Here is a 25,114-nt window from a genome sequence, read left to right as displayed (position 1 = left end):
ATACTTCGTCGCGGCTGCAGCGTCTCGGACGTCGTATCACCGCTCGGGACGCCTCGGCGTGCTGCCCAGAGCAGATCACGTCGTACATCGCTGCCGCCGCGACCCAATCGACCCCGGATCCACTCACTACAATCTCGTCTGGACGACGGATCGCTTACACCTTCCGCTTGCTGCGCTAAATGCCTTCGGGTTCGGGTAGGACGTCATCGGATTCGTACCCGATCATCGCCGTCAGTCGCGAGAATTGATCTGGTCCAACACTGTGCCCCTCGGGCACCTTTTCTCCGCGCATCCACGATACCGCTTTCCCAGGCAGAGACCTCAACTTCGAGAGATCTCCACGTTGAGGAGGGTTATGGAGCAGTTCCCACGCGTCCTGGCGATTTACGAGCGGATGGTCGATAGAAACCCCCGGATGTGAAACAACCGTTACACATAGACCTTCTGTGACGAGTGATAATTCATGACATAGAGCAGTGGACCCACTGCGCATCGCCACCGAATCAGGAAGCACCATCGTGAATTCTGATTCAGAATCTTCGATGGCACCTCTGAAAACCCACAGTGATAGGTCGACAGGAGGAGAACTGCCATCGACCATCCAGCGATAATCATGCGGAGGATTGTCGAAACGAATAGCAATATCGTTCAGACGCCTGTCACCCAGCCTCGCCTTGGGATGACCGAGCATCAACAGCACCTTTGCCCACCACATCCCAACCGAGTGCCACTCGGCTTGATTAAATTCGCCCGACCAGCCATTGGTCGCGAGTTCTTTGACAACTTCTCTTGCTGGCATTTCGAAGCGCTTGTTAAGCTCACCGTTGCAAGTTCTGCAAACCGGCAAGAGCACGCGCTGCCGCTGAGAATGATGGATTGGCACACCACGCTTATTTACAACTGGGATCGAGTTGACCGCCCACGGCTTCTTTGGTGGGCCTAGCGCGTCCATTGCTTTGAGGAACCACTGTGGCCAAACGTGCTCACCTTGCCCTGTCGCCGGATTGTTTCCACAGACGGCGCAAATCTCGACCTGAGCCATTTACACATGTTAGCGCTGAACTGGTGGGCCGCTTACCACTACCCCGACCACCGCCCGCGCACGCATCGCTCCGTGCCACTTACCCGTTCGATCATGTTTGGCCGTTGCGTCTCGACGGCCGCGCCGTCGGCACCGTCTGTCGCGTCACTGCCTGTCTGGTCGACCGCCACGAGCCCCGTGCCCTCACCGAATCCGCCCTGCATCTCGACCTGCCCGTTGACGAGCAGCCCGGCCACGCCCTCATCACGTGGATAGCCGATTCCGATCACGAGCCCTGGACCGATGCCGTGGCTCCCGGCCACCCATGACCTCGCGGTGTCGCGCGGCCTCGATCACGCGACCAGGTCCCGCGACACCGGTCAAGGCCCACCGCAGAACATCAAACGCCCCGACCGCAAGACCAGGGCCTTGACCGGTGCCACGACGGGACCTGGGTGACCGGTGTCGTCCACACGCCACCCCTGCGAGGCCACCTGAATGAACCGGGAATCCCCGAGTCGGCACGCCTTTCCCCGGGCGAGCCGAGTCCCGGTTCGGGGCTGGCCGGGTCAGCGCACGCGCCGCGCTGTCCCGGCCAGTCTCCTCTTGCGCGTCTCGTCGAACGTTGTCGGAGGTCCGACCGTGCCACGTGCGACCGAGCTAACTGCCATCGAACGGGACGTCCTCTGCGATGTTGCGCGCGGTCTGAGCAACATCCAGATCGCAGGGAAGCAGTTCCGCTCACCCGAAACCATCCGCACCCACATGAAGAACATCTTCGCCAAGTTGAATGCCCGTAATCGCGCGCACGCCGTCGCCGTCGCCTACGACACCGGCATCTTCCATTGCCGGCTCCCGCACCTGCCGCTGGCACAACCGATATCGGCCGGAATCTCGCTATCATCGTGCCGACACGGCACCGTACCGACGGCCGTCAACTGCTCCGCCGCGCGTCGGCCCGCGCACGGAGGACGGGTATGACCGATCCCACTCACCCGGCCACCCTGGCGACCTACCTCGATGATCCTGCCCTGCCGCTTGTCATCGATCCTGCCGATGTCGGCGCCGACGCCGAAACCGTGATCGGCGAACTACTCACCAGGGACCCGACGGACGCCGCGATCGTCGTGCGGGGCGCGGCACTGCTGTCGGCCGCCGACGCGGGGACCGCCGCCGAGTGCCTGGCCACGTCGATGACCTGGCTGTATGGCTGATCCCCCTCGTTCTCGCCGCGATCGGGGCGGCCTTCGGCACGGCCCCGACGGCCGGGGCGAGCACCGTGTCGGTCGGTGCCTACGGTCAGCCGTTGTTCGCGACCGCGCAGGTGCTGCAGCCGTTCTGGCGTGGCCGCCAGCGCCGGGTGCGGTTCAGCATCGACGCCACCGTCGAGAACGCGCTCGCCCTCGCCGCACTCGTCGGTGAACGCGCCGCCGCCGACCGCACCGCGCCCGTCTCACCCGATTCCTGCCGCTGACCTTCGGCGCCGCTGTTGCGCGGCGATGAACAACCCCGCCTCCGGAGCCCCTCTCGGGCGCCGGAGTTCCTTTCTCCTCCCCGGAAGGACGATGCCATGGAAGCTCGTACCCGCGTGATCACCCTCGACGGCTCCCAGGCCCGGATCGTCGACATCCGCGCCAACTTCGGCGTCGGCGACACCGGGCTGCGCGTGCACGGCCTCAACCCGGTCTCGCGCGAGACCCGCGACCGGGTCCGCGCGGCCATCCGCAACAGCAGCCTGTCGTGGCCCGAGGGCGTCGTGCACCTGACCGCCTCCACCACGCACCCGCGCTCCGACGTCGATCTCGCCGCCGCGACCGCGGCGCTGCTGGTCACCAAGGCCGTGCCGGCGCGGCGGCTCACCGCGACGGCGCTGATCGGCGAACTCGGTCTCGACGGCACCGTCCGCCCGCTCCCCGATGTACGGACGCGGGCGATCGCGGCCGCCGAGGGCGGCTTCACCCACCTGGTCGTGCCTGCCGCGAACGCCGCCGAGGCCGGTCTCGTCCCGGGCCTCACCATCGTTCCTGTCGCCTGCCTGGATGAGCTGGTCAGCTGGCTGCGCGGCGGACCCACTCCGGCCCCGCGGCCCGAATCGGGCGACGGAGCATCGCCTACCACGTCGTGGGCTCCCGAAGCCTGGGCCCGACTGACGCCCACGGCGGTCCGAGCCGCCGCAGTCGCCGCGGCCGGCGGTCACCACACCCTGCACGTCGCGGCTCCCGGCACCCCGGTCCTCCTGTTGCCACGGTTGATCCGGGCGCTAATGGCCGACCTCACCGACACCGAGGCACTCGAGGTCAGTACGTGGCACTTCCTGGCCGACGAACCTGCCCCTGACCGCAGCGAGCACCACCGGCCGCCCGGAGTTCCCCTGCTGCCCGACGACACGATCGCCGCGGTAGCCGGATCCCTCAGTCGCCCGGGACTGCTGACGCTGGCCCACCGCGGTGTCCTGACCGTCGAGGACCTCCCCGGCCTCTCTACCCGCATCGTCGAGGTCCTGCGTCCGGCGCTGGAGAACGGCGTGATCGGCATCACCGCCGCGGCGGGCGCCGAAGCCCGCCCGGCCGGAGCGCGCATGGTGTTCACCGCCCGCGACTGCCTCTGCGGCAGTGTCCGGACCAAGAACTGCCGCTGCACCCCGGCGCAGCGTGCGCGCTACCTCGCCCGGATCCCGCAGTGGTTGCTCGACCGCGTCGACCTGTTCCTGCGGGAGGTCACCGTCGCCGAGCCCGATCCGTCGCTACCGTCCCTGGAGTCGCTACGAGACAGCGTCGCCCGAGCGCGGGAACGCGCGCGCTACCGGTGGGGTGCCGCACCGGAACCCGGCGCCGAGATCGACTACACGAAAGCCGTCGCCGGCCTCCCCGCCAACGCCGTGGGCGAGTTGGACGACGCGATCCGACAAGGCCGGATTACTCCCCGCACCGCTGCGCGGTGCCTTCGGCTGGCCTGGACACGTGCCGACCTGGACGGCCGCGCGCACCCGGACATCGCCGACATCTGGCTGACGCTCTCCCACCGCAGCGGAATGCTGGGCCTACTGCGGAATCCGGCTCCAAGGTGAGCTGAAGTGAGAGATGACCAGGAAAGGACTTTAGCGATAAGCCCGCTGCTGCGGCCTGGGCAGAGGGATGAAGAAAGTTGTGACTTTTCGCGATGGTTGGCCGTTGAGCACGACAGTTGACCGGCCGTCGCCATCTGCATATGGCTCGTATATGACTGCACACTTCGGCTGTCCACTTGGAAGAATTTGACCAATGGACATTTTGATAACACACATTCGCAACCTAGAAGGCCGTAATTATCCTCAAGGTTCGGATTGACGGAAGGTACTCCAGTGCGACCATCAGCTTGAACCTCTGGTCTTCGTGAGAAAATTCGAGCATAATGTTGAATAATGACTGTCCGCGCTCGAGGTGGTATCGGAGGTTGTATACGTAGTTGGATCCCATCCTACCGGAGATCTGAGCGCGCACCTCGTCAACCGATAGCTCCAACAGTCCAGCACGACCGAGAGACGCAGCCTTTTCGCGCTGAAGGTATTCAAGCTTCTCCGGCGTTATTTCGATATCAAGATCAGAAAGCCCTGATGGATGGTCACTGATGCCATTAAGGCTTAGGTAGACATCCTCGCGGTCTCCTGCTGAAAGTTGACGTTCGATTTTGAACGAGAGAAACAATTCGAAGTAGTGATCGGCAATGCTCACACATCGTCGATCTTCGCCAACCCATCCGCGCGCATCTTCGTTTTCCTCGTCCGACAAATCGTCGGAATGGGCCGCAATGAATACATTACGCAGCTTTACATAGCAGGATGGAAGTGTCATCGACATCCAGGTTTTGAAGGGGGTACTGTAAGTAACGTCACTAAATCCGACGTAGCACGACATACTTTCCACTGAACGACGAAGTGCATCAAGCCTGGTCGACGTCAGATTGTTGATGTAGATACCGTAGAGCTGACTGCTATGAAGGAGTGTTGGACGCCTGAACCAATTGACGTAATTCTCCAATAAACCTCGAGCCAAGTCGTCGGGGATGCCGAGAAGGTCACCGGCGAGGATGCTACAGGTGTGATTCTGGTCCAGCATTTGCAGTACACGTCGGAATGGCTCGGGACCGTATTCGACTTCCGAGTCGAATACGAATACCACCTCAGCCCCGTCGCCCTTTGGGACGAGGGCTGCTCGTAGATCCATATATTTCACGCCTTTGCGTCCGAGGAGGTCGACTGTCTCTCGATGGGCCGCTTCTATCTCACGTCGAACGGAAGTGGAGTCTAGGTTGAAGTAGCTACGAGTCATCCGAAGAAGGAAATTGTCTCGGGCGTTCAGCGTCCAAATGGGGCCGACATACTCGCTGGCGTGACTTGAAGGGGATTTCATGCCCTGTAGTGTACGGGCGACTGCGGACTTTGACACCGCATTCCCAGAAGCTCGTACGCCATCAGCAGTTCATCCAGCCCGCACGAGTGCGACCGCGCTGGGCTAGAAACGTTGTCCGCCAGACCGTCGGCCACCCAGCAAGCGCACTGCGCCGCTCGCAAGCCTTGTGGCGGACATGCCCACCAACTGCACACGAACCACCCGTGCAGAGCAGCATTCTGTCGCCGACCCAACCGCTCAACTGGCCAACTGAAGCAGTCATTCTTAAAAGTGTTACTGCGCTGAGAAAAGCAGTGTGGGTGTTCCGGTCGGGCCGACGCACTCTAGCGGAGCCTGGCATCGGCGGAAGCCCGCCCGATCACGACGTCGGCGGCGGATGGGCAGGAAAGGGGCGGGCTTGCCGCCGACGCGGGCGGCCCCGCTGTGGCGAGTGCGTCCCGACCGGGACACCCGCACATCGCCTTTCTCCACGGCCGAACAGCAGTTCGGGGCGGCGCGGTGTGCGGGGTTCGTGGTCGGTCACCGGGGTTCCTGGTGACCGACCGGCCCGTATCAAGGAGCCCGCGTGACCGCCACGATGGATTTGCCCACCCAGCGCGCCGACGAAGCCGACCCCACCACCCCGGAGGTCGATCCCGCACCGACCAGCCTCGAAGACGCCCCTACCGACCTCGCCGGTACCGCAGAGGCAGCGTCCGGCGGTAACCCGCTCGCAGGGCTGTCGGAGGACGAGCTGGCGGCGTTGCACGCGCAGTGGGACGCCGAGATCAACACCGTCATCCACATCAACCCGGATGAGGCGCTGCTCGCCGAGAACGTCCGCACCGAGAACGCCGAGGCAGACCCGGCGACCACGGCGAACTTCAAGAACAACGGCATCAACACCGCGGCCAATGGCTACCGCAACTACGAGACCGGCATCGTCATGATCACCGAAGGGCAACGTCGGTTCAAAAACGCCCGCGCGGCGGGCGTCGAGTTGCCGGTCTGGATGAAGACCCCGCCGCCGGCCGACGAGCGCAAGGCCACGATCGAGCGGATCGTCCGCCAGCTCGAGGAGAACGATCTTCGTAAGCCGCTGACGCTCGGCGACAGCGCGCGGGCCATCCAGCAGCTGGCCGCGTTCAACCTCACGCCTGCGGGCATCGCCCGCAAGCTCGCCCGCGGCAGGAACGGCGCCGCCTACGTCAAGCAGGTGCTCCAGGCCGGGGAGAGCGAGCTGGCCCTCAAGGCCGCCGAACGCTTCGACCTCAACCTGGTCCAGGCCGCGGTGGTCGCCGAGTTCGACAAGGCCGGCGACCGCGAGACCGCCAAGGAACTGGTCCGCATCGCGCGCACCGAGCCGAACAACTTCCAGGTTTTCGCCCACGCCAAGCGCGCCGAACACGCCGAGAAGCAGCGGCTCGCCGCCCTGGTCACGAAGCTCACCCGGGAGCTGGCCGCCGCCAAGGTGACGATCTTCGGCGGCAGCCTCACCCTCGACACCGGCGAGGCCCGCTCCCTCGACCGGCTGCGCCCCAGCCCCGAGGACGCGCCCTACACCGCGCTGACCGCCCAGGACCACGCGTCCTGCCCCGGCCACGGCGCCTGGATCGAGGACGACCACCACGACGACAACGGCGACCGCGTCCCGGTGGCGGTCTACGGCTGCGCCGACTTCCGCGCCCACGGCCACGCGCTCAGCCACGCCCCGGCCGGGCGTGTCGACCTCACCCCCCGCACCACCAGCACACTCGACACCGGTGATGGCGGTGGTGCGGGCGCCGCGGGCGAGGAGAGCGACCTCGCGGCCGCGCGAGCTGCGCTGGCCGCCGACGAACGCGCCCGCACCGAGGCGCGGATCATCCGCCGGTGGGTGCGCAAGAACAACGAGCTGATCGACGCCTCCGAAAAGCCGCGGCGTGAGTGGCTGGCCGAGTTCGCGCTGCGCAAGACCGCGCCCAAGGGCGCGCAGCTGTTCCTCGCCCGGCAGAAGGCCCACGGCGGCTACGAGCTGCGCCGCGCGTTCAACCAGAACCACGCCCTCGCCCGCCAGCTGCTCGGCCTGCCCGTCGGCAGCACCGTGACCGACCTGTCCGAGAAGGTCGCCACTGCCTCCACGCCGGGTAAGGCGACCGTTTACGACATGTTCCTCACCTTCTGCGCGATGGAGGAGGCGCTCTCGCGCAACGCGTGGCGATACGCGCAGCAGGCGGCGCAGGAGTACCTGACCGCACTCGTCGGCGCCGGCTATCCGGCCTCCGACGTCGAGCAGCTGATCATCGAGCCGCAGAGCGAGCGGGACGTCATCGCCGCGGCGCTCGGCGAGACCCCCACCAGCGACGCGGCCGACGATGAGCAGCACGGCGACGTGCTCGATGCACGTACCACCGGTGTCGCCGAGCCGGGCGGCAGTGGGTCGCGCGTCAGTGCCGGGATCGACATCGCGCGGGAACTCTCCGAGGGCACCGGCGCTCCGGCAGAGCCGGAAGTCGCCGCCGCGGAGCTGGCCGGCGCCGCGAGCTAACCGATCGACGTCACCCCGCTGTCAAAGGACAGGGGCGGGCCCGCACACATGGTGCCGGGCCCGTTCCTGCCCTTTCTGTCCTCCTCGCCCGGGCCGCGCGGCGTGCCCGCGGCGCAGAACGGAGTGTCGCCGATGCATCCGCATCTTCCGCCGAACTCTGGTTGCACTTGTGGCGTCACGCCCCCGAGCGGTATGCACCGGAGATGGCCGTCCTGGCTGCCACGACGGCCTACCTGCGCCACGATGGCATCTCCGCCGCTGCGATCTTCGCCAAGGATCCGCGGCCGACCCAGCTCAGCAAGTTGATCCGCGCGATGCACCGCAACGGTATCGACCCGGCCGCGGTCGACCCGGACTTCTTCGCCATCTCCCAGGAACTGCGCGCCGAGCTGACCACGTCCACACCCGACTTCTGAGTCACCTCTGACGTTCCTGAATGGACGTCCCTGTCCCAGCGGAGAAGAAGGGCCCGTCGCATGCAGCCCACACTCGAGTCCACGTGCCCGAACACTGCGTCCGCGGCGCCGCTGCACTACTTGGAATGCCGGTCACCATCGTCGGCATCTTCGTCGCCGTGATTGGGTCGATCACCCTGCTGTACTTCCTCCCGATATTGCTCACGTCAATCTCGGACCGCCTGCGCCGGCGAAAGTAGCTACCTAGAAACCACTGCGGCGCAAAGGACCGCGTTCTGATCTGGCGTCAGCGCTGGGCCAGGACAGCGAAATCCGCGCGGACAAGGTGATCCCGGCACCGTCGGCCGTGCAGGTCATCGAGAGCACAGCACCCCCAGTCCCGGGGCGCCTGAACCCGGCGCCCCACCACATCCGGCACGGGTGAACCGGCGCCGCGGCACCGCGCACCCACGCGCGTTTCCGATCGCCGGTTCACACCGGCCGGACGAGCCCGCCGGGCTTCACGCCCCGGGCCCGCGGGCGCTCAAACCCCGTCGCGTCCCGCACACCGACGAGGCCCGGGAGGCCACCACAGCACCAACGACAACCGTCCACAGGCGACGAACCGCATCAGGCGGACCAGCCTGCTGATGTTTCTCCACTCGGTGTCCCGCCCGGGGCTTCCCTACCCGGACCGGGGCACCGCCCCCGAGGGCCGGTAGCGCGGTGCGCGCCGAACACCCAACACCGCGCCACCGGCTCTCCCTTCAGTCCATGCGCCCCTCCCCGGTTTCCCGACGGGAGGGGCGCTTTTCACGTCTACAGCGCGAAAGGCCACCCGCCATGACCACACCTGTCGACGACATCGTCCGCTGCGGCGACTGCGGCAGCGAAACCACAACGCCGCTCCATCTGAGCCCCACGCTGGCCGCTTGCGACGACTGCGTCCGCACCCTGCACCAGTGCAACGGATGCGGGCAGATCACCGACGTCACCTCGGTCACCGACAACGACGGCCGGATCTGCGAGTACTGCGAGCGCGCCGAGCGCTACCGCACCTGCGATCAGTGCGACATTCTCATCCGCGACGGATTCCTCTGCCGCAATCACGCCCTCGACGAGGCCGACGAGTCCTTCACCTGCACCCGGTGCTCGGGCCTCGTGCCGCTGCGACTCTACGAACCGCTCTACGCCACCGGCGGCCGCCAGCTGTGCCCGAACTGCCTCGACGGTTTCGACCTGTGCGACCACTGCGACCACTACGACGACGCACTACGCAGCACCGAGACCGGCCGCGACCTGTGCGACGACTGCGCCAGCCGACTCGACTACTACGAGTGCGGCGTCTGCACCACCCTGATCGACAGCGGAACCTACTGCGAAGACCACGACACCGACGACGATCTCGACCGTCTGCACAGCTACTCGTACAAGCCGAAACCGGTCTTCCACGGCATCGGTCCCCGCTACCTCGGCTTCGAGCTGGAAATCAACGTTCCGCTCGGGCACCTGTGCGACCGCATCGACGACACCGTCGACACCCTCAACGGACTCGGCTACCTCAAGGAAGACAGCAGCATCGACTACGGGTTCGAGCTCGTCACCCACCCGATGGCCTACCGCTGGGCCCTCGACTCGTTCCCCTGGCATCTGCTCGAGACGCTCGAGGGCGCCGGCTGCAGCGGCGACGGCAACGGATTGCACGTCCACATCAGCCGTGCGGCCTTCGCCGGGCCGTGTCACGTGTTTCGGTGGATGAAGTTCGTCTACCGCAACGCCGACGACGTCCAGACCGTCGCCCGCCGCACCAGCAGCTACGCCGCATTCCGCGACGCCGAACGCAACCACATCAAAGACGCCTGCAAGGGCACCTACTACGGGCAGCGCAGCTCGGCGATCAACGCGCAGCCCGAAGACACCTTCGAACTGCGCGTGTTCGCCTCCAGCCTCGACATCCAGCACGTGCAGGCCGCACTCGCCTTCGCCGACGCCTCCGTCGCCTACACCCGCGACCTGACCGTCCCCGACATCACCCGGGCTGGCGGGTGGACCTGGGGCGCCTTCACCCAGTGGCTGCTGTCCCACCCGCAGTACGCGCCGCTGACCGCCGAACTGGAGGACCTGGCATGTGCATGCTGACCTACCTTCCCGCCGGGATCCAGCCCGACACCACCGCCCTGGCCAACGGCGCTGTGCACAACAACGACGGCCACGGCTACGCCGTCGTCGACGGCGACCGCATCATCACCGGCCGCGGCATGAACGCCGCCGCCGTCATCGACGAGTTCGCCGCCCTGCGCGGCCTGCACCCCGACAAGCCCGCCCTCTTCCACAGCCGCTACGCCACCCACGGCTCGGTCACCGAAGACAACATCCACCCCTTCCCGATCGGCGGCGACCCCCGCACCGTCCTGGCCCACAACGGAGTCCTGCCAAAGAAAGCCCACCCGAGCAAGGGTGATCCGCGGTCGGACACCCGCATCGCGGCCGACGACATCCTCTCCGCAAAACGATTCCTGGCCATCGATCGCCTGGCGACCCGGCAGCGCATCGAGTCCTGGCTCGGCGCGTCCAACAAGCTGGTCATCCTGACCGTCAACCCGCGCTACCCCGACCACGGCTACCTGTTCAACGAGCAGGCAGGATACTGGGACAACCGCTCCTGGTACTCCAACCGCGACTACCTCGACACCCACCCCGGCCAGACCGCGTGGTGGGGCCTAGACGACGGCTGCCACTACTGCGGTGTCACCGACGCCGTCGACCCTGGAACCGGGCTGTGTATGGCGTGCGGCGCGTGCCCCTTCTGCGCGGCCGACAACCAGCCCTGCCCCTCCTGGTGTTACCGGTTGCTCGTCGGCGTCTGCTGCGTGGACTGCGGCGAGGACCTCGACGACTGCGTCTGCCTCGTCGCACCCGCCCTCAACGCCTGACCGCCTCGTCCTTCGACTGCTGGCCGGGCGCGGCGGCCTCCGTCGCGCCCGGCCGGAAAGGGACCGCCATGCCCTCCTGCCCCGACTCCGCCGACTCGGCACCACCGATCCCTACTGCTCTGGCCCACTTGCCGATCCTGGGTGGTCTCGTCGTCCCCTGGGTGACGCCCCGCACCGCCGATGGCAGGTATCTGATCGGCGCGGTCGATGCCGCCAAGACCCGCACGGCCATCCACCGGCGGCTCTGCGGCGTCTGCGGCCGCGCCCTCGGCGACCGTCTCGTTCTGCTCGTGCGCGAGTCCGACCTGGCTCGCTGCGCGAGCACCGAGCCTGGGCTGCATCCGCTTTGCGCGGCCTACACCATCGCGGCTTGCCCGATGGTCGCCGGGCGCCGCAGCCACTACCGCGCCAGCGCCCACAAGATCGACGCCGACGCCGTCCACGGCGCGGATAGCGACCGCCGCCTCGGCGCACCCGCCGAGGCCTGGCATGCGGTCTGGCTGACCCGCTACGACGTCGTCACCCTCTACGGCCATCCCGCCGCCTGCTACTTGCTCACGCCGCCGCTGCGCATCCGCCCGATCACCGCGCCGCCGCGAACCCGCTCCTGACGCTCCGCCCAATCCGGAAAGGACACTTCTTTGCCGTCAGGTGAAGCGCTGGTGTTCATCGCCAGCAAACACACCAACCCGACCCGCCAGCGGGTTCTCTGGCGGGTCAGCGTCGCTGACGCCAAGAAAATCTGCAGCGACTCCCGGACCGCCGGCCCCCACTACATGCTCTGCTTCACCACCAGGAACATCGACGATCCCGCTGCCTTCGTGTACGTGCCCGACGACGGCCGCCACGCCGAAGTCCTACACGACCACAACATCCGCGTCATCCGCGATCACGCCACGCGTCAGCCAGCCGCGAAATCCCAGCCGCAGTAGGACCCCACGCCCCGGCCAGCTGCAGCGAGACCGTCCGAGCACCCGCTGTTCGGGGCGGACGGTCGCGGCCAGGAAAGCACACCCAGGGACCCCGGCGCCGACCTCACGCAGCTCGGCCGCGCCGAGCTGCCGAGCGCCGGGGCCCCGGGCGTGCTGGTCGGGCGCGGTCATCCGCACCCGACACGGAGGTCCCTCGTGACCGCATCCACCGTCCCCAACACCAGCGACCACAGCGATTTCGCCTACGAGCTGGCGTGCCGGCTGATCGAAACCGAACTCGGCGGCCGCCGGACCGTCTCCGACCCCGCGGAACCCGGCGGTCGCTCCGCGGTATGCGCGCGCCAGCCCACCTTGTCGGCGACGCCACCACAGTGGAGGCCTGACCGATGCCCGAGAACCAGCTGTGGTTCAGCCCCTACGACTGGAGCCGCTCCTACGTGCTGCCCGAGTCGGTCGCCTGCAACGTCCCCCGCCGCGGCAACCTCGACGATCTCGGCGCCTGGAACGTCGCGCGCGGCGTCCTCGTCGAGCTGTGCCGGGCGCTGCCCGCCACACCGGTCTCGCTGCTCTACGACGAGCCCGTGCAACGCCGCGACTGGACGCGGATCGCGATCCGGGTCACCGCCCGCGCCCGCCGCCGCGACGGACGGGACGTGATCGTCATCTACCGCAGCGAACGCACCGACGCCCCACCCTGGCCGGACTTCTGGAGCGTCGCGGTCAACGGATTCATCCCGGCCTCCGGCCGGGACGTCCGGCGACCGTCGCCACCCTGGATCGCCCACACCGCCGCACAGACGCTGCGCGACGAACTCGGCCACTGATCGACAACCCCGGTCCCCGCCGACAGCCCGTACTCCCTCCTCCTCGGGAAGGACGCTCATGTCTCTCACTCTCGCCAGCACCACGACCATGGTCGTCAGCCTCCCGGCGCTGCTCGGCTTCATCCCCGACGACTCCCTCGTGCTGATCACCGCACTCACCAACGACGATGGCTCGGTCATCACCGGCCCGCTCGCCCGGATCGACCTCACCCACCTCACCGGCCACGCCGAAGACTGCGCGCGGCACTTCAACCGGCAATGCGGCGACCTGCCAGTTTCCTGCGTCATCGGCATCGTCGTCCGCACCGTCGATGGGGACAACGCCGACGACGGGTCGCTTCCGCAGCGCACCGACGTCGACAGCGTTATCGAGCAGCTGGCCGAACACGGCTTCACTGACGTTGACGTCGTGCACGTGCCGGCCGTCGCCGAAGGCGCGCGCTGGCGCTCCTACCGCGACGCCGGCCGCACCGGTGTCCTGCCCGACCCCGCAGCCGCCGCGGCCGCGGCGGCCGCCGTCGCTGCCGGTCACACCATCGCCGCGTCTCGGGACGACCTCGCGGCGCGGTTCACCCCAGCACCCGAGAACCTCCGCGCACGTCTGCAGCCCCACATCACCGACGCCGTCACATCCGCCGCCATCGACCACAGCTGGCATCTCGCCGCACACGTCCGCCTGGCCCGCGCCGACGCCGCGATCCGTGCTGCCGCCCACGGCGAGCTGTCCAACGACGACGCGGTCATCGCCGATCTCGCCGCCACCTTCTCCACCCTGTCGTTCCGTGGCGCGCTGCTCGCTGTCCCCGATGACGCGACGCGCCTGGCCGCAGAGAACCTGGTCCTGCACCTGTGGCGCCACAGCTGCGACCCCGTCGCCGGCCAGCTGGCCATCGTCATCGCGTTGCACGCCTACCTGCGTGGCAGCGGAACCGTCGCGCGGATCGCGCTCGAGAACGCCGACCCGAAGCACCCCATGACGCTGCTGCTCTCCACTGTGCTCGACCACGCTGTCGCACCGTCGGAGATCCGACACGTAATCGAGAACGCCAGCGTCGAGGCTCGCCGCACCCTGCTCAGCGAGCCCACGATCGACCAAGCGTGATACCTGCGGCGATCGGTTAGCTCTCCGCCGGGCTGGAAGAGCCCGTCCTGGTACCGACACCGTTCGCCCAGCATCGCGTATGCGCGGTGGGAAAGCTCTTTGCCGGGCTCCTGCTCCCGGCCGTGGCGGCCTCGCACGACTGTGCGAGGCCGCCACGGTACTCGGGAACTCGGCTTACGCCGTGAGCGGACTCAGCGTCCGGTTAGAACTACTTTCGGCCGATCTCACGCCGGGCCGCTTCAACGCGTTCGACAGGTCGCCGAATCTCCGGCTTGAACACTGCCTCGGCGATCCGCGGCACATCCGACGGCTTTGCCTTTGCGACCAGCGCCTTGACCATCAACCACTTACAGTACGAGGCGATCGCGGCGCTAGCGGCACCAACAACAACGGAAATAACAAACACAACCAGAACAGGCATCGAACCTCGATCCCTGGCCGAGCGGCTTTCTCCACGCCGGACCCGACCAACTTTTCAGCTGGATCGCGTCCTTGGCCAGTTGAGCGAGACGTCGCGACTTGCCGTCTCGGTCTGGAAGCCTCCAGTGTAGCGGTACCCGGTAGGCGCCGGCCTCATGGACAACCTAGGTCGTCTCGGTGCAGGGGCGAGCCCATCTTCGTTGTAGCGCAATCGTCGCGCGGATCGCGCGAGGACGCCGACCGCGAGCACATCTCATGACGGCGATGCACTCCACCGTTCTTGACCACGCTGTCGCACCGTCGGAGATCCGACACGTATTCGAGAACGCCAGCGTCGACGCTCGCCGCGCCCTGCTCAGCGAGCCCGCGATCGACCAGGCATGACGCCCACCCACGTCACGGCGGTCGCGCCGCTTGCCGGAGTGCCCCGGAGCGAGACAGCAGCCCGCGGACCGAATGCCTGCGACGCGTGCTCGGGATCGTCGCGGGTGGTGGCGCGACGGCGGGTGGGTGTCATCGGAAATGGCCTCGCCCGGCTCGCCGGGACGTGGATCGCCCGAAGGTAAGCACACCCCGGCCGGGGGCAGTGCGTCCCCGAAGCCCGGCCCGATCCGCCCGGGTGAACCAGCGCCCTCACCTGCCGAACTCCGATGCCAGCTCAGCAGCGGGCTGGTTCACGCCGGGCGGATGAGCCAGGGCCGGGGACGTCGCCTGACGGCGACCCCCGGCCGCTGCGTGCTGAGGCTGCGCCGCGTTCCACACCCCAACGAGCACCAGGGAGGCCACCATGGCCGGCGACACCATCATCACCCTCTGCGGCAACCTCACCTCCGACCCCGAACTCCGCTTCACCGCCACCGGCACGCCGGTCGCGAACTTCACCGTCGCCTCCACCCCGCGCACCTTCAACCGCTCCACCGGCGAGTGGGAGGACGGCGAGGCGCTGTTCATGCGCTGCACCATCTGGCGCCAGGCGGCCGAGAACGTCGCCGAGTCCCTGACCCGCGGCGCCCGCGTCGTCGTCCAGGGGCGCCTGCAGCAGCGCTCGTTCCAGACCCAGGACGGCGAGAAGCGCACCGTGATGGAGCTGACCGTCGACGAGATCGGCCCGTCGCTGCGCTACGCCACCACCGAGGTCACCAAGAACGCGAAGACCGCGGCCTCGAAGGTGAGCCCGGACCCGGCCGGCGACCCGTGGGCTGCGGCCGACGAGCGCGAACTGGTCGGCGCGGGCGCCGCGGGCAACGACGCCCCGCCCTTCTGACCGATCGGGTGTCCGGCCGGACCTTCCCCCGGCCGGACACCACCGTCCACCACCTGCGGCCGGTGGCCAAGCCCGATGGGCTGGGCCACCGGCCGTTCCCATGCCACCACTCCGGGAGCCCACCATGTCCGCCACCCACGACACCACCGCCGCACCAAGCGACACCGCACAGCAGAATCGGACCCGTGCCGCCGGGCAGCGGAAGCGCGCACGAGCCCGACAACCACCCTTTGGGGTAGTGGAATTTCTCTACGCTCGAAGTATGAGCATTCGTTACGGCGTCACGATCCCCGCGCTCGTCCTCGCCGGAGGCACCGGCTTCTACCTCGCCAGCCAGCCCTTCGGCTACATCGGACTCCTCGTCACGCCCTTCACCGACCCCGCCGGCCTGCTCGCCCTCCCCGGCGCCGTCGTGTTCGGTGCGCTCCTCGGGCTGGGCGTCGCCTACCTCAGCCGCAACCGCATCAAACCGAAACTCGCCCACCGCTACCGCCGCGGCGCCATCCTCGGCGCACTCACCCTGCCCGGCTACCTCTTCCTCCCGCATTTCCCCGGAGCCGACGACGGCGGCGCCGCCGGGCACTGGGCCGTCGGAATCCCGTTCTGCTGCGGCATCGCCGCGATGATCGTCTACTACCAGCGACGCAAGCGCCTCTTCCTCGCCCGCCACGCCCGGCGCCTCGCCGGGCAGCAGGCCGACCACCAGACCGCGACGCGCTAACCCGCCGACACCACAAGAGGGGCGGTGGCACCTGACGGTGCCACCGCCCCTCTTCTCGCGCCCGGCGTGCCCGGCTGCTCAGTCCGCCGGAACATCCACGTCCGAATATGGTCTCGTCTCCGACGACACGTCCTGCTCGTCCACCGGCTCCTCAACTGCGGGACTCGCAACCGGCGACGCGTCCACTGGGCCTGCATCCGCAGTCGCACCGTCACTCCGGTGCTTGCCAGCTTCCGACGCCGCCGCGCTGCGCGATAACGCGGTCACCGTTTTCGCCGAGATCCCCAGCAGAGCCGCCGTCTCCGCTGCCCCGACATCCGCCGCGCGGATCTCAGCGACCGAGGTCGCCATCACCGCGCGCCACTCGCCGATCTCCATCTCCGCATCCGCGCGGACCTGCTCGGCTGATCGCTCGAACTCCGCACCCTTCGCGGCGCGCTGCCGGTCCAGCTCGGCTAGCTTCCGGTCTAGCTGCGCCTCCAGCGCGGCGATCCGATCCTCACGCCGGCGCTCTACCGCCTCGATCGCCGTCACCGCTTCCGCGAACGGCCCCAGCGCCGCGTCAACGCGTCGTTCGTTCTCTCGCTCGCGCTCCAGCTGTTCAGCGCGGCGGCGCCGCGCCGCCTCCAGCCTCGCCAGCGTCGCCGAAGACCGGCGCTTCCGCCTGGAGTCACTTGTTTGACGCTCAACCATGACGCACCTCCCGCACGGGGAGGGCAGCGGTACTGCTCCAGGTTACCCGCGGCCGCGTCGCCACCGTGCCGTATTAGCGACGCCACGGTCACGCCGCCGTCGAAACGACCGACCGCGTCCGCCGCCGTGACGACGATGGCCGACGGGCTAGGAGGAGGGGCGCGGTACCGCCGCAGCAGCCTCGAAAGGCCACGCCACCGAAGTGGCGAGTGGCAAAACTCGCGGCGGCCCGCTGACGCTCCGCCACAAGGTCCGTACAAGCCCACGGAGCGCTACAAGCAGCATACCCGCAGGCCACAGCCACACCGTACCCACGCAGGACGCGCCGTCTCGGCTGGTCAGGCACCTGCTCCTAGCCCACGCTGGCAGTGGGAACCTCCCGTGTTCTCGTTACGTCCGCGGGTGGTGGGTGGCCCCGAAATTGTATCGGTCGTCCCCCCAAATGCAAGGGCACCCCAAATTAATTTTGACCGAAAAGCGTGGCCAAAATTAATTTGAGGCCCCACCCTTGCATTTGGGGCCCCTACTCCCTAGGTCAGGCGTTAAGGGCAGGCCGGAGGCCTGCCCTTGTTGCTTCGGGGCCACCCACCACCCACTCGGCATACAGCGGCTTCTACAACACCGACGACCAGGCCCCGGCAAGCATGAGAGCACGGCCAGCGAGCCGCCTGGACGACGCACGGGGGGCGATAAATAAATGCGACTAAACGACTTCGTCGATCGCTAAAACTTCCCGAAATACGCTGCCGAAAACGCCATTTCGAGTGGAACAGGAAGCAGTAACCGAGTAATATGGAAATCGCAAGGTAACCGGGAGGGCAAACCCGAAATCCTTCACAAATCCCGTACAAAGAAAGTTGGATATCATGGTCTCGACCATTCACCCCAAGCACCGCCAGAGCATCGAACGCGCGGTGCGCGCATTGCAGGCGCAGCCGCCGCGCATCCGTCCCGCGCTGCAGGAACTCAAGAAGATGTTCACCCACAGCGGCGCGAACCCGCCCGCGATCCTCACCGCGTGCGCGACGCTGCTCAACACCGACGCCACAATCAGCGGTGACGTTCTCGCCGCCGTGCGCAACGTCCACGCCGAGTGGGACAGCTACGGCAACGCCGAGCGCGAGCTGTTCAACGTGTGTGTCTGGTCGAGCGAGACCCGCCGTGACGTCGCGGTGACCGAGGTGAATGACGTGACGGTGATGCTGCGCGAGACCCCGCCGCGCATCGCCGACGCGCTCAACGGCTTGCGGTGGCTCAACGCGCAGACCCAGCACGCTCACCAGCACGTGTTCACCGTGTGCGGGACGCTGCTGAAGAACCCCAGCGCCGACCACCCCGCCATCGTCGAGGCCATCCAGACCGCCTACACCCTATGGCCCGACCTCGCCGACGACCTGCGCACTCTGGTCATGACGTGCGTGTACGCCAGCAAGGCCCGCGCCGCCCACGCCCGCGCGCGCACCGCCGCCCGGCAGCAGGCCAACGAAGCCGCCTCCGGCGACATCCACCGGTGCGGCAACTGTGACGGCAACCTCGCCGGACTCCCCGAAATGCGCTACTGCTCAAGCACGTGCGCCACAGACGCCGAGAGCGCCGAGCGCCCGACCAACGGCGAGCACACCACTACCGTGCCCGCCCACCGGATCGCCGCCAGGCACGAACCAATCGAGCAGCGCGCCGCGCGCCGCTACGTCGACAGCGCTACCGACTCTGACTATGACGAGCAGTGGCGCGAAGTGGAGCAGGCGATCCCGTCCGCCGGTCTGGTCCGCAAGAACGAAAGCGGTGTCGACGCCTACGAGGCCGAGCGGCAGCGGCACGGCGACCGTGACGACACCGCCGACGTCCTCAGCGAGCAGACCGGCCAGCCGATGACCGACGACGACTACGACCGGCTCGCGCTGCTCCCGGTCGCGCCCGACGGGTTGTGCGTGGCGTGCAACCTCGAACACACCCCCAGCGAGCAGCGCACCCCGAGCACGGACGACCGGTGCGAAATCTGCCGGGAACTGAACACGCCGCCGCTGGTCACGTTCGCGCCGTCGCGCGAACTCGCCGCCGCCGCCTGACCACCCGCCGCGCGGGGGCACCCGAACCGGGTGCTCCCGCGCCGCCCGAACCAGGAGCCGCCACCGTGCGCACCTTTGACGCTCTTCTCGCCGACATCGACCGCGAGATCGCCGCCGACACCATCCCGACCGACGCGCCCGCACCGGTCGCCGCGTACCTCCGGGCACTACTCGCCCGCTACGCCCAATGGGCCACCAGCCAAGACGGCACCGTCACCGAGGTCATTCCCGCCGACGCGATCCGGCGCGAGCTGTCCCGCCTCACCACCGCCACCCAGCCCACAACCGGGCGCGAGGAACGCAACGGCCGTACCTGCCACATCGGTTGTGGGCACATCGATTGCGACGACCGTCTGTTCTAGCCAGCCCGCGCACGCAAATCGGCCGCCGATCTCCGGATCGGCGGCCGCTTTGCTGTGTCGGCACAGCCCGGGGACCGCGCAGGCGCCGGCAGACGGCGCCGGGGGCGCCTTAGTGCAGGCGCCGGCGCTCGACCGCAAATTTCGGTCACCACCACCCCGCCCCACCAACACCACCCCACCTACCGCACCCCACCCACACCACACCCCAGCCCCACACCTACCCCGCCACCCACTCACCCCGCCGACCACGCCACCGCCACCACCTCACCCATCCCACCCCCTACCCCGCACACAGCACGTCTTGCAGACGTTCTGAACCAGGTGGATGCCGCCGGATTTTCGGCGTAGTCTGATGTGGACATGATGGGCTTGCGCAAGCTGAGCCCTGGTGGTCATGAGTATCTCACGAACACGGTGGCGTGCGCCGATCGCAGCCGTGAGCTCGCTCCCGGCGAGCTGTTAAGTGACTACTACCTCTCCCGTGGTTACCCGGCAGGCCAATGGTTCGGCGCCGGAGCAGAGCACTTAGGACTCTCCGGCGCAGTCACCCCTGCCCAGATGAACAGCCTCTTTGGCGAAGGCCGCAACCCGCACGCGGACGCCATTGAAGCCGAGATGATCGCCGGCGGCGGAACCGCCGCCGAGGCGCTGAAGGCGACTCGGTTGGGTCGGCGGTTCCCGCAGTACTCCGCGCTGGATCACCTGCGCTCCCAGGTGTCACAGGCGTACAAGGACCGCAACCACCTGCACGGCCGTCCGGTCGGCGCGCCGATCTCCGCGGCCACACGCGCCGAGATCCGCCACGGCGTCCAGATCCAGGCCTACCGCAAGGGCCACGACGGCGACGGGCCGGCAAGCGAGGCCGACCTCAAACAATGGCTGGCGGAGCAGAAACGCAATCTTAAGTCGGCGGTCTCCGGGTTCGAGATGGTGTTCGCCCCGGACAAGTCGGTGTCGATTGCGTGGGCCATGGCGGCACCGGCGGAGCGAGAACTGATCGCCGGGATGGTCCGCCGAGCCGCTCGTGACACGTTGTCCTGGGTGGAGGGCAACGTCGCGTTCACCCGCCGCGGCAACATGGGCGAGGCCCAGGTGGACGTCAACGGGATCACCGCGGCGTTGTTCGAGCACTGGGATTCCCGCGCCTCCGACCCGCACCTGCACATCCACGCGCTGATCTCCTCGAAGGTGCAACGCAGCGACGACGGTGAATGGACCGCCCTCGACGGCCGCACTGTCCTGGCCGCAACGGTCACCGCGTCGGAGTACTTCGACAACCGGCTGCGCGACCTGTTCCGCGAGCAAGGCGCCTCCTGGGTGCAGCGGGGTGCCGAAGGCGTGGACATGAAACGCCCCGTGTGGCAGCTGGAAGGGGTTTCGGTCGAGCTGGTGAAGCTGTTCTCCCAGCGCCACCGCCAGTTCGAAGCCGCCCGCGCCAAGCGCATCGTCGAGTTCAAGGCCCAGCACGGGAAGGAGCCGACGCCGAAAGACATTTTCGCGATCGACCGTGCCGCCCAGTACGATAACCGCCCCGGCAAACAACCTCCGAAGACGCTGCCCGAACACCTCGCGGCGTGGCGCGAGCACGCTCTGACCCTCGTTCCGGCGGCGGTGCTGGACACGCTGAGCCGGAAGGTGTTCCTCAGCGGACACGCCGAGCCGGACGCGGTCGACATCGCCAAGCTGGCCGAGGTCACGCGGGAGGTGGTGTCGGACAACTACGCGCACTTCTCGTGGTGGAATCTCGCCGCCGAAGCGCACCGGCAGTCCGCGCACCTGCGGATGCCGGTCGACAAGCGCGGACAGCTGATCGTCGATGTCGTCGACACCGTCCTCGCCCAGCCTGACACTCTCGCCCTGGTCGGCCCGACCGCGGTCAACGAGCCGGCCTCGTTGCGTCGCCGGGACGGTGAGTCGGTGTTCGTCGAGCACCACTCGACCCGCTACACCACCAGCGCGACCCTCGCCGCCGAGGGCGACCTGGTCGCCTGGGCGCGCCGCGGCGGCGGGCACCGCCTGCGCACCGACACCGTCGAGAAGGCCCTCACCGGGCAGGGGTTGAATGCCGGGCAGACGGAGATGGTGCGCCAGTTCGCGCGCTCGGGCCGGCGGGTTCAGCTCGCACTGGCTCCGGCCGGTGCGGGGAAGACGTCGGCAATGAAGGTCCTGGCGACCGCGTGGCGGCGCACCGGGCACCGGGTCTACGCCTTCGGCCCGTCCGCCCGGGCGGCCCAAGAGCTCGGCTCCTCGATCGGGGCGAAGCCGCACACGCTGCACCAGCTGACCACCGCGCTGAAGTTCGGGTTCGCTCGCGTCGCGTTCCCGATGGAGGCCGGGGATCTGGTGATCGTCGACGAGGCCGCTATGGCCGGCACCCACACCCTGCATAAGGTCGTCAAGTACGCCCTGAAGAACGGCGCCGACGTCCGGCTGATCGGAGACGACGCGCAGCTGGCCGCCGTCGAAGCTGGCGGGGCAATCCGGCTGATCGCCCACGACGTCGGCGCCGTCCGATTCCGGGAGATCGTTCGGTTCCGCGGCGCAGACCGTAAAGAGCAAGCCGCGGCGTCGTTGCAGATCCGCGCGTGGAACCCCAAAGGGCTCGAGTACTACTTCGAGCACGGCCGAGTCTCGGACGGGTCGCTCGAGACGATGCGTGATGCCGCGCGGTCGCAGTGGCAGGCCGATCTCGACGCCGGTGTGCAGTCGTTGCTGATCGTGCCGACCAACGAGGACACCGTCGCGCTGAACATCGACGCCCGGGAACGTCGACTTGCTGGGGGTGCGGTCGACCGCGGGCGGGAGGTGGATCTGCACGACGCCACCAACGCCGGCGTCGGGGACTGGGTCGTCACCCGGCACAACCAACGCCTGCTCTCGCTGTTCGGTGGGAAGGACTTCGTCAAGAACGGCGACGTCTGGACCGTCACCGAAGTCCACGCCAACGGCAAAATCACCGTCCAGCACCGCGTCCACAAAGCCGCAATCACTCTGCCGGCCGGGTATGTCCAGGCCCACGTCGAACTCGCCTACGCCGCCACCATCAACCGGGTCCAGGGCATGACCAGCACCGGCAACGCCCACCTCTTGGTCCCGCCGACGATGACGCGCGAGCAGTTCTACCCCGGCATCACCCGCGCCATGCTGCACAACTTCATCTACGTCGTCACCCACCACCACGTCATCGACCGGCACCGCGAGACCCCGGAACCGGTGTCCCCGCGGTCGGTGCTGACAGGGGTGCTGAACCACTCCGGGGCCGAGGTCTCTGCGACCGAGACTCTGCGGGAGGCGCAGGACGAGGCGGTGTCGATGGGCACGCTGGTGCTGCGCTACAACTACACCGCCACCTACCGCGACGAGGACCGCTACCGCGCCATCCTCACCTGCCACGCTCCCTCCACTGTCGATCTCGACAGTGAGCCGGCGCTCATCCAGACGCTGCGCAACGCCCACGATCTCGGCTGGGAGCCCGACCCGCTCGTCGCCGCGGTCATGCGCTGGCGTCAGTCCCTCGACGACGCCGACAACCCCGGCGCGGCCCTGCAGGCCCGTATCCGAAAGCACCTCGAACGCCGCCGGCCGCCCTCACCGACCGCACCACCGCAGCCGGCCGACGTGACCCGGTGGCGGGGCATCGTCGACGCGATCGCCCCGCACGTGGCCGTCGAAGACCCGGAATGGGAGAAGATCTGGGTCCGCGCGGCCGGGGCGTTGGCGGTCGGGTTCGACATCGATGCAGCGGTGACCGCCGTCGCGCATCAGCTTGCGGGGCGGCCAGTGGTGCCGGATCCGATGCCGGATGACCGCTACGCCGACGCCGCGTTGGCCGCCGAGCTGGAGCGCCGAGGTGAGCGCGGTGAGGCCCATGTGCGTGCCGTTCCGTGGCTGGCCCGACCCGACTTCGCCCACGTCCGCCACCACCCAGGGCACGCTCAGTACCTGCACGAGATGAATCACGCGATCGCCGACCGCGTCGAGCACCTGCGTGCCACCGTGATCCGCGACCAGCCCGAATGGGTCTCGGGGCTCGGGGCGCGCCCGGACAACCCGATCGCGGCCGAGGACTGGGACGACCTGGTCGGCTTGGTCGCGGCCTACCGCGAGACGTTCCGCATCCGCGGTGAGGCGCCGCTGGGCGCCAAGCCCGACAGCCGCGGCGCGCGGGCACACGCCTGGCGCGGCCTGAGCGAGCGCTGGGAGTCCTTCGGCCAGCTGCACGCGCCAGCCCCGTCCGCACCCGCGCAGCCGCGCGCGACGGCTCACACCGCCGAGCTGGACGAGGTGTTCGCCGAGTTCGATGACGTCGAGGAACGCGTCGTCCTCGAGCCGTTGAACGTGCTCATTCGTCGCTATGAATTGCTGGCTCGTGACGGTGATGAGGACCGCTACCTCGATGTGCTGGCCCGCTACGTCCCTGACGCGGTCAACGCCGGCGCCGAACCGGCCGTGTTGGCGGTGCTGGCTCGCGCGCAGGACCGAGGGTGGCAGGCCGAACGCATCGTCCGCGACCTGGTCGACGACCGCGGGTTCAGTTGGGCCCAGGACCCGGCCGCGGTCCTCGCCAAGCGGGTCAACGAGCACGTCCGGACCCACGACGCGCCCGCCCGGATCGCCCCCGCCACAGACGAGCAGATCGCGCGCTGGCGGCAGATCGTCGCCGCGCACCTGCCCGACGCCGCCGTGGCGGAGGAGAGGTGGGGGATCGTGTGGCGCCACGCCGCCGGCGGCGCCACCCGCGGACTCGACCCCGACACCGCGCTCACCGACGCCGCCCGACAGGTCGCCGCGACAACGACCGGTGCCGAACACGCCGATCCCCGCGAGACCGGCGTGGCGCTTGTCGGCGCGCTCGTGCGCCAGCACGATGCCGGCGCCGGACACCACTCCGCCCTACCGTGGCAGGCCCAACCCGATCTCGCACACGCGGCGAACCCTCACGGTTCGCTGGCACGGCTGGCGACCCTGAACGCGGAGATCACCGCGAGAACAGGGCAGCTGCGAGACCAAGCTGTACGGGAGCAACCGGCGTGGCTCGCACACTTCGGTGCCCGCCCCGACGACACTGCGCTCGCTCAGCAGTGGGAGCACCTTGTTGGGCTTGTTGCGGCGTATCGTGAAACCTACGGCATCACGACCACCGATGCTGCCTCCCCGATCGGCAACCCACCGCCCGGCAACGACCTTCGCGCCGACGCCTGGCGGGACATCACCCTGCAATGGAGGCACCTGATGACCACACCTGACCGCGAAGACGCCGCATCGGAGGCGATGCTGACCCGCGAGTCACTGCACGACGCCGCCGACGCCTACGCCGCACGGTTCTTCGCCGGACTCGCCGCGGAAAAGGATGAGGCAGCAGAAGCGGACACCGCCGCGGACGCGGCGCGCACCGAACTGGAAGAAGAACTTGTCGACGGCCACGACCACGGCTACGGCGAAAGCAGTCACCGCGGGCTGAGCTACTGAGTTACGCAGAGGAAT

Annotated in this window: 21 protein-coding genes and 1 pseudogene; 18 read left to right on the top strand and 4 right to left on the bottom strand. The window is 68.1% G+C overall.

Annotated elements, in window-relative coordinates; translation table 11 throughout:
* Positions 1-175: 175 nt before the first annotated feature.
* Positions 176-1,042 carry a hypothetical protein gene (locus QRX60_RS17615; RefSeq protein WP_286001862.1) on the bottom strand — a complete coding sequence of 289 codons (867 nt, stop codon included), beginning with the start codon at positions 1,040-1,042 and terminating at the stop codon, positions 176-178.
* Positions 1,043-1,146: 104 nt separating this feature from the next.
* Between QRX60_RS17615 and QRX60_RS17610 the strand changes: the two genes are divergently transcribed.
* The 5 genes from QRX60_RS17610 to QRX60_RS17590 all read left to right on the top strand — a co-directional run bounded on the left by QRX60_RS17610 (position 1,147) and on the right by QRX60_RS17590 (position 4,088).
* On the top strand, positions 1,147-1,350 hold the full coding sequence (locus tag QRX60_RS17610) for a hypothetical protein (RefSeq protein ID WP_286001861.1): 204 nt from the start codon (positions 1,147-1,149) through the stop codon (positions 1,348-1,350).
* Positions 1,351-1,663: 313 nt separating this feature from the next.
* Positions 1,664-2,002 carry a response regulator transcription factor gene (locus QRX60_RS17605; RefSeq protein WP_286001860.1) on the top strand — a complete coding sequence of 113 codons (339 nt, stop codon included), beginning with the start codon at positions 1,664-1,666 and terminating at the stop codon, positions 2,000-2,002.
* Complete coding sequence (locus QRX60_RS17600) at positions 1,999-2,235, top strand: hypothetical protein (RefSeq protein WP_286001859.1); 237 nt, start codon at positions 1,999-2,001, stop codon at positions 2,233-2,235. Before QRX60_RS17605 ends, QRX60_RS17600 begins: the two co-directional genes overlap by 4 nt.
* Entirely contained in the window at positions 2,199-2,495 is a 297-nt protein-coding gene (locus QRX60_RS17595) for a hypothetical protein (protein WP_286001858.1), read from the top strand. The genes QRX60_RS17600 and QRX60_RS17595 overlap by 37 nt, the downstream gene beginning before the upstream one ends.
* Before the next feature lie 96 nt (positions 2,496-2,591).
* Positions 2,592-4,088, top strand: coding sequence for an ATP-binding protein (locus tag QRX60_RS17590; RefSeq protein WP_286001857.1), 1,497 nt, complete (start codon positions 2,592-2,594; stop codon positions 4,086-4,088).
* A gap of 223 nt (positions 4,089-4,311) precedes the next feature.
* Here the strand turns inward: QRX60_RS17590 and QRX60_RS17585 are convergent, their stop codons facing one another.
* Positions 4,312-5,409, bottom strand: coding sequence for a hypothetical protein (locus tag QRX60_RS17585; protein WP_286001856.1), 1,098 nt, complete (start codon positions 5,407-5,409; stop codon positions 4,312-4,314).
* Between the two features lie 565 nt (positions 5,410-5,974).
* On the opposite strand from QRX60_RS17585, the gene QRX60_RS17580 reads away from it, so the two are divergent.
* The 8 genes and pseudogenes from QRX60_RS17580 (at position 5,975) to QRX60_RS17545 (ending at position 14,101) form a co-directional block, all read left to right on the top strand.
* Complete coding sequence (locus QRX60_RS17580) at positions 5,975-7,915, top strand: hypothetical protein (RefSeq protein WP_286001855.1); 1,941 nt, start codon at positions 5,975-5,977, stop codon at positions 7,913-7,915.
* A pseudogene (locus QRX60_RS17575) lies at positions 7,870-8,331 on the top strand (DUF4192 family protein); the annotation flags it as partial. The gene QRX60_RS17580 and the pseudogene QRX60_RS17575, both read left to right, overlap by 46 nt.
* Positions 8,332-9,153: 822 nt before the next feature.
* The gene (locus QRX60_RS17570) at positions 9,154-10,449 is read left to right on the top strand and encodes a hypothetical protein (protein WP_286001854.1); all 1,296 of its coding nucleotides are present in this window, start codon (positions 9,154-9,156) and stop codon (positions 10,447-10,449) included.
* A complete protein-coding gene (locus tag QRX60_RS17565; protein WP_286001853.1) occupies positions 10,437-11,243 on the top strand; it encodes a class II glutamine amidotransferase domain-containing protein in 807 nt (268 codons plus the stop codon). The genes QRX60_RS17570 and QRX60_RS17565 overlap by 13 nt, the downstream gene beginning before the upstream one ends.
* A 128-nt stretch (positions 11,244-11,371) precedes the next feature.
* Positions 11,372-11,854: a hypothetical protein gene (locus QRX60_RS17560; RefSeq protein WP_286001852.1), complete on the top strand. Its 483-nt coding sequence runs from the start codon at positions 11,372-11,374 to the stop codon at positions 11,852-11,854.
* A 51-nt stretch (positions 11,855-11,905) separates the two neighbouring features.
* Positions 11,906-12,175: a hypothetical protein gene (locus QRX60_RS17555; RefSeq protein ID WP_286001851.1), complete on the top strand. Its 270-nt coding sequence runs from the start codon at positions 11,906-11,908 to the stop codon at positions 12,173-12,175.
* A 386-nt stretch (positions 12,176-12,561) separates the two neighbouring features.
* Complete coding sequence (locus tag QRX60_RS17550) at positions 12,562-12,999, top strand: hypothetical protein (protein ID WP_286001850.1); 438 nt, start codon at positions 12,562-12,564, stop codon at positions 12,997-12,999.
* 58 nt (positions 13,000-13,057) lie between these two features.
* Positions 13,058-14,101 (top strand): DUF4192 domain-containing protein, encoded by a 1,044-nt coding sequence (locus QRX60_RS17545; protein WP_286001849.1) that lies wholly within the window; start codon positions 13,058-13,060, stop codon positions 14,099-14,101.
* Between the two features lie 208 nt (positions 14,102-14,309).
* Here the strand turns inward: QRX60_RS17545 and QRX60_RS17540 are convergent, their stop codons facing one another.
* The gene (locus QRX60_RS17540) at positions 14,310-14,522 is read right to left on the bottom strand and encodes a hypothetical protein (protein ID WP_286001848.1); all 213 of its coding nucleotides are present in this window, start codon (positions 14,520-14,522) and stop codon (positions 14,310-14,312) included.
* Between the two features lie 786 nt (positions 14,523-15,308).
* Here QRX60_RS17540 and QRX60_RS17535 point away from each other — a divergent pair.
* Complete coding sequence (locus tag QRX60_RS17535) at positions 15,309-15,785, top strand: single-stranded DNA-binding protein (protein WP_286001847.1); 477 nt, start codon at positions 15,309-15,311, stop codon at positions 15,783-15,785.
* A 262-nt stretch (positions 15,786-16,047) separates the two neighbouring features.
* The gene (locus QRX60_RS17530; RefSeq protein ID WP_286001846.1) at positions 16,048-16,506 is read left to right on the top strand and encodes a hypothetical protein; all 459 of its coding nucleotides are present in this window, start codon (positions 16,048-16,050) and stop codon (positions 16,504-16,506) included.
* 78 nt (positions 16,507-16,584) lie between these two features.
* Here QRX60_RS17530 and QRX60_RS17525 read toward each other — a convergent pair whose 3' ends face one another.
* A complete protein-coding gene (locus tag QRX60_RS17525) occupies positions 16,585-17,199 on the bottom strand; it encodes a hypothetical protein (protein WP_286001845.1) in 615 nt (204 codons plus the stop codon).
* 866 nt (positions 17,200-18,065) lie between these two features.
* Here QRX60_RS17525 and QRX60_RS17520 point away from each other — a divergent pair.
* The 3 genes from QRX60_RS17520 to mobF all read left to right on the top strand — a co-directional run bounded on the left by QRX60_RS17520 (position 18,066) and on the right by mobF (position 25,099).
* Complete coding sequence (locus QRX60_RS17520; RefSeq protein WP_286001844.1) at positions 18,066-19,268, top strand: hypothetical protein; 1,203 nt, start codon at positions 18,066-18,068, stop codon at positions 19,266-19,268.
* A 65-nt stretch (positions 19,269-19,333) separates the two neighbouring features.
* Complete coding sequence (locus tag QRX60_RS17515) at positions 19,334-19,630, top strand: hypothetical protein (protein ID WP_286001843.1); 297 nt, start codon at positions 19,334-19,336, stop codon at positions 19,628-19,630.
* Between the two features lie 360 nt (positions 19,631-19,990).
* Positions 19,991-25,099, top strand: coding sequence for a MobF family relaxase (gene mobF, locus QRX60_RS17510; protein ID WP_286001842.1), 5,109 nt, complete (start codon positions 19,991-19,993; stop codon positions 25,097-25,099).
* The last annotated feature ends 15 nt before the right edge of the window (positions 25,100-25,114 follow it).

Source organism: Amycolatopsis mongoliensis, from assembly GCF_030285665.1.
Lineage (GTDB): Bacteria > Actinomycetota > Actinomycetes > Mycobacteriales > Pseudonocardiaceae > Amycolatopsis > Amycolatopsis mongoliensis.
Note: the sequence above shows the minus strand (reverse complement) of the source record. Positions and strands in the feature narration are given on the sequence as shown.

Coding starts and splice junctions, on each gene's coding strand:
- QRX60_RS17520 (WP_286001844.1), top strand. CDS start 18,066: ATGGTCTCGACCATTCACCCCAAGCACCGCCAGAGCATCGAACGCGCG.
- QRX60_RS17585 (WP_286001856.1), bottom strand. CDS start 5,409: ATGAAATCCCCTTCAAGTCACGCCAGCGAGTATGTCGGCCCCATTTGG.
- QRX60_RS17590 (WP_286001857.1), top strand. CDS start 2,592: ATGGAAGCTCGTACCCGCGTGATCACCCTCGACGGCTCCCAGGCCCGG.
- QRX60_RS17600 (WP_286001859.1), top strand. CDS start 1,999: ATGACCGATCCCACTCACCCGGCCACCCTGGCGACCTACCTCGATGAT.
- QRX60_RS17540 (WP_286001848.1), bottom strand. CDS start 14,522: ATGCCTGTTCTGGTTGTGTTTGTTATTTCCGTTGTTGTTGGTGCCGCT.
- QRX60_RS17545 (WP_286001849.1), top strand. CDS start 13,058: ATGTCTCTCACTCTCGCCAGCACCACGACCATGGTCGTCAGCCTCCCG.
- mobF (WP_286001842.1), top strand. CDS start 19,991: ATGATGGGCTTGCGCAAGCTGAGCCCTGGTGGTCATGAGTATCTCACG.
- QRX60_RS17565 (WP_286001853.1), top strand. CDS start 10,437: ATGTGCATGCTGACCTACCTTCCCGCCGGGATCCAGCCCGACACCACC.
- QRX60_RS17550 (WP_286001850.1), top strand. CDS start 12,562: ATGCCCGAGAACCAGCTGTGGTTCAGCCCCTACGACTGGAGCCGCTCC.
- QRX60_RS17530 (WP_286001846.1), top strand. CDS start 16,048: ATGAGCATTCGTTACGGCGTCACGATCCCCGCGCTCGTCCTCGCCGGA.
- QRX60_RS17615 (WP_286001862.1), bottom strand. CDS start 1,042: ATGGCTCAGGTCGAGATTTGCGCCGTCTGTGGAAACAATCCGGCGACA.
- QRX60_RS17525 (WP_286001845.1), bottom strand. CDS start 17,199: ATGGTTGAGCGTCAAACAAGTGACTCCAGGCGGAAGCGCCGGTCTTCG.
- QRX60_RS17570 (WP_286001854.1), top strand. CDS start 9,154: ATGACCACACCTGTCGACGACATCGTCCGCTGCGGCGACTGCGGCAGC.
- QRX60_RS17535 (WP_286001847.1), top strand. CDS start 15,309: ATGGCCGGCGACACCATCATCACCCTCTGCGGCAACCTCACCTCCGAC.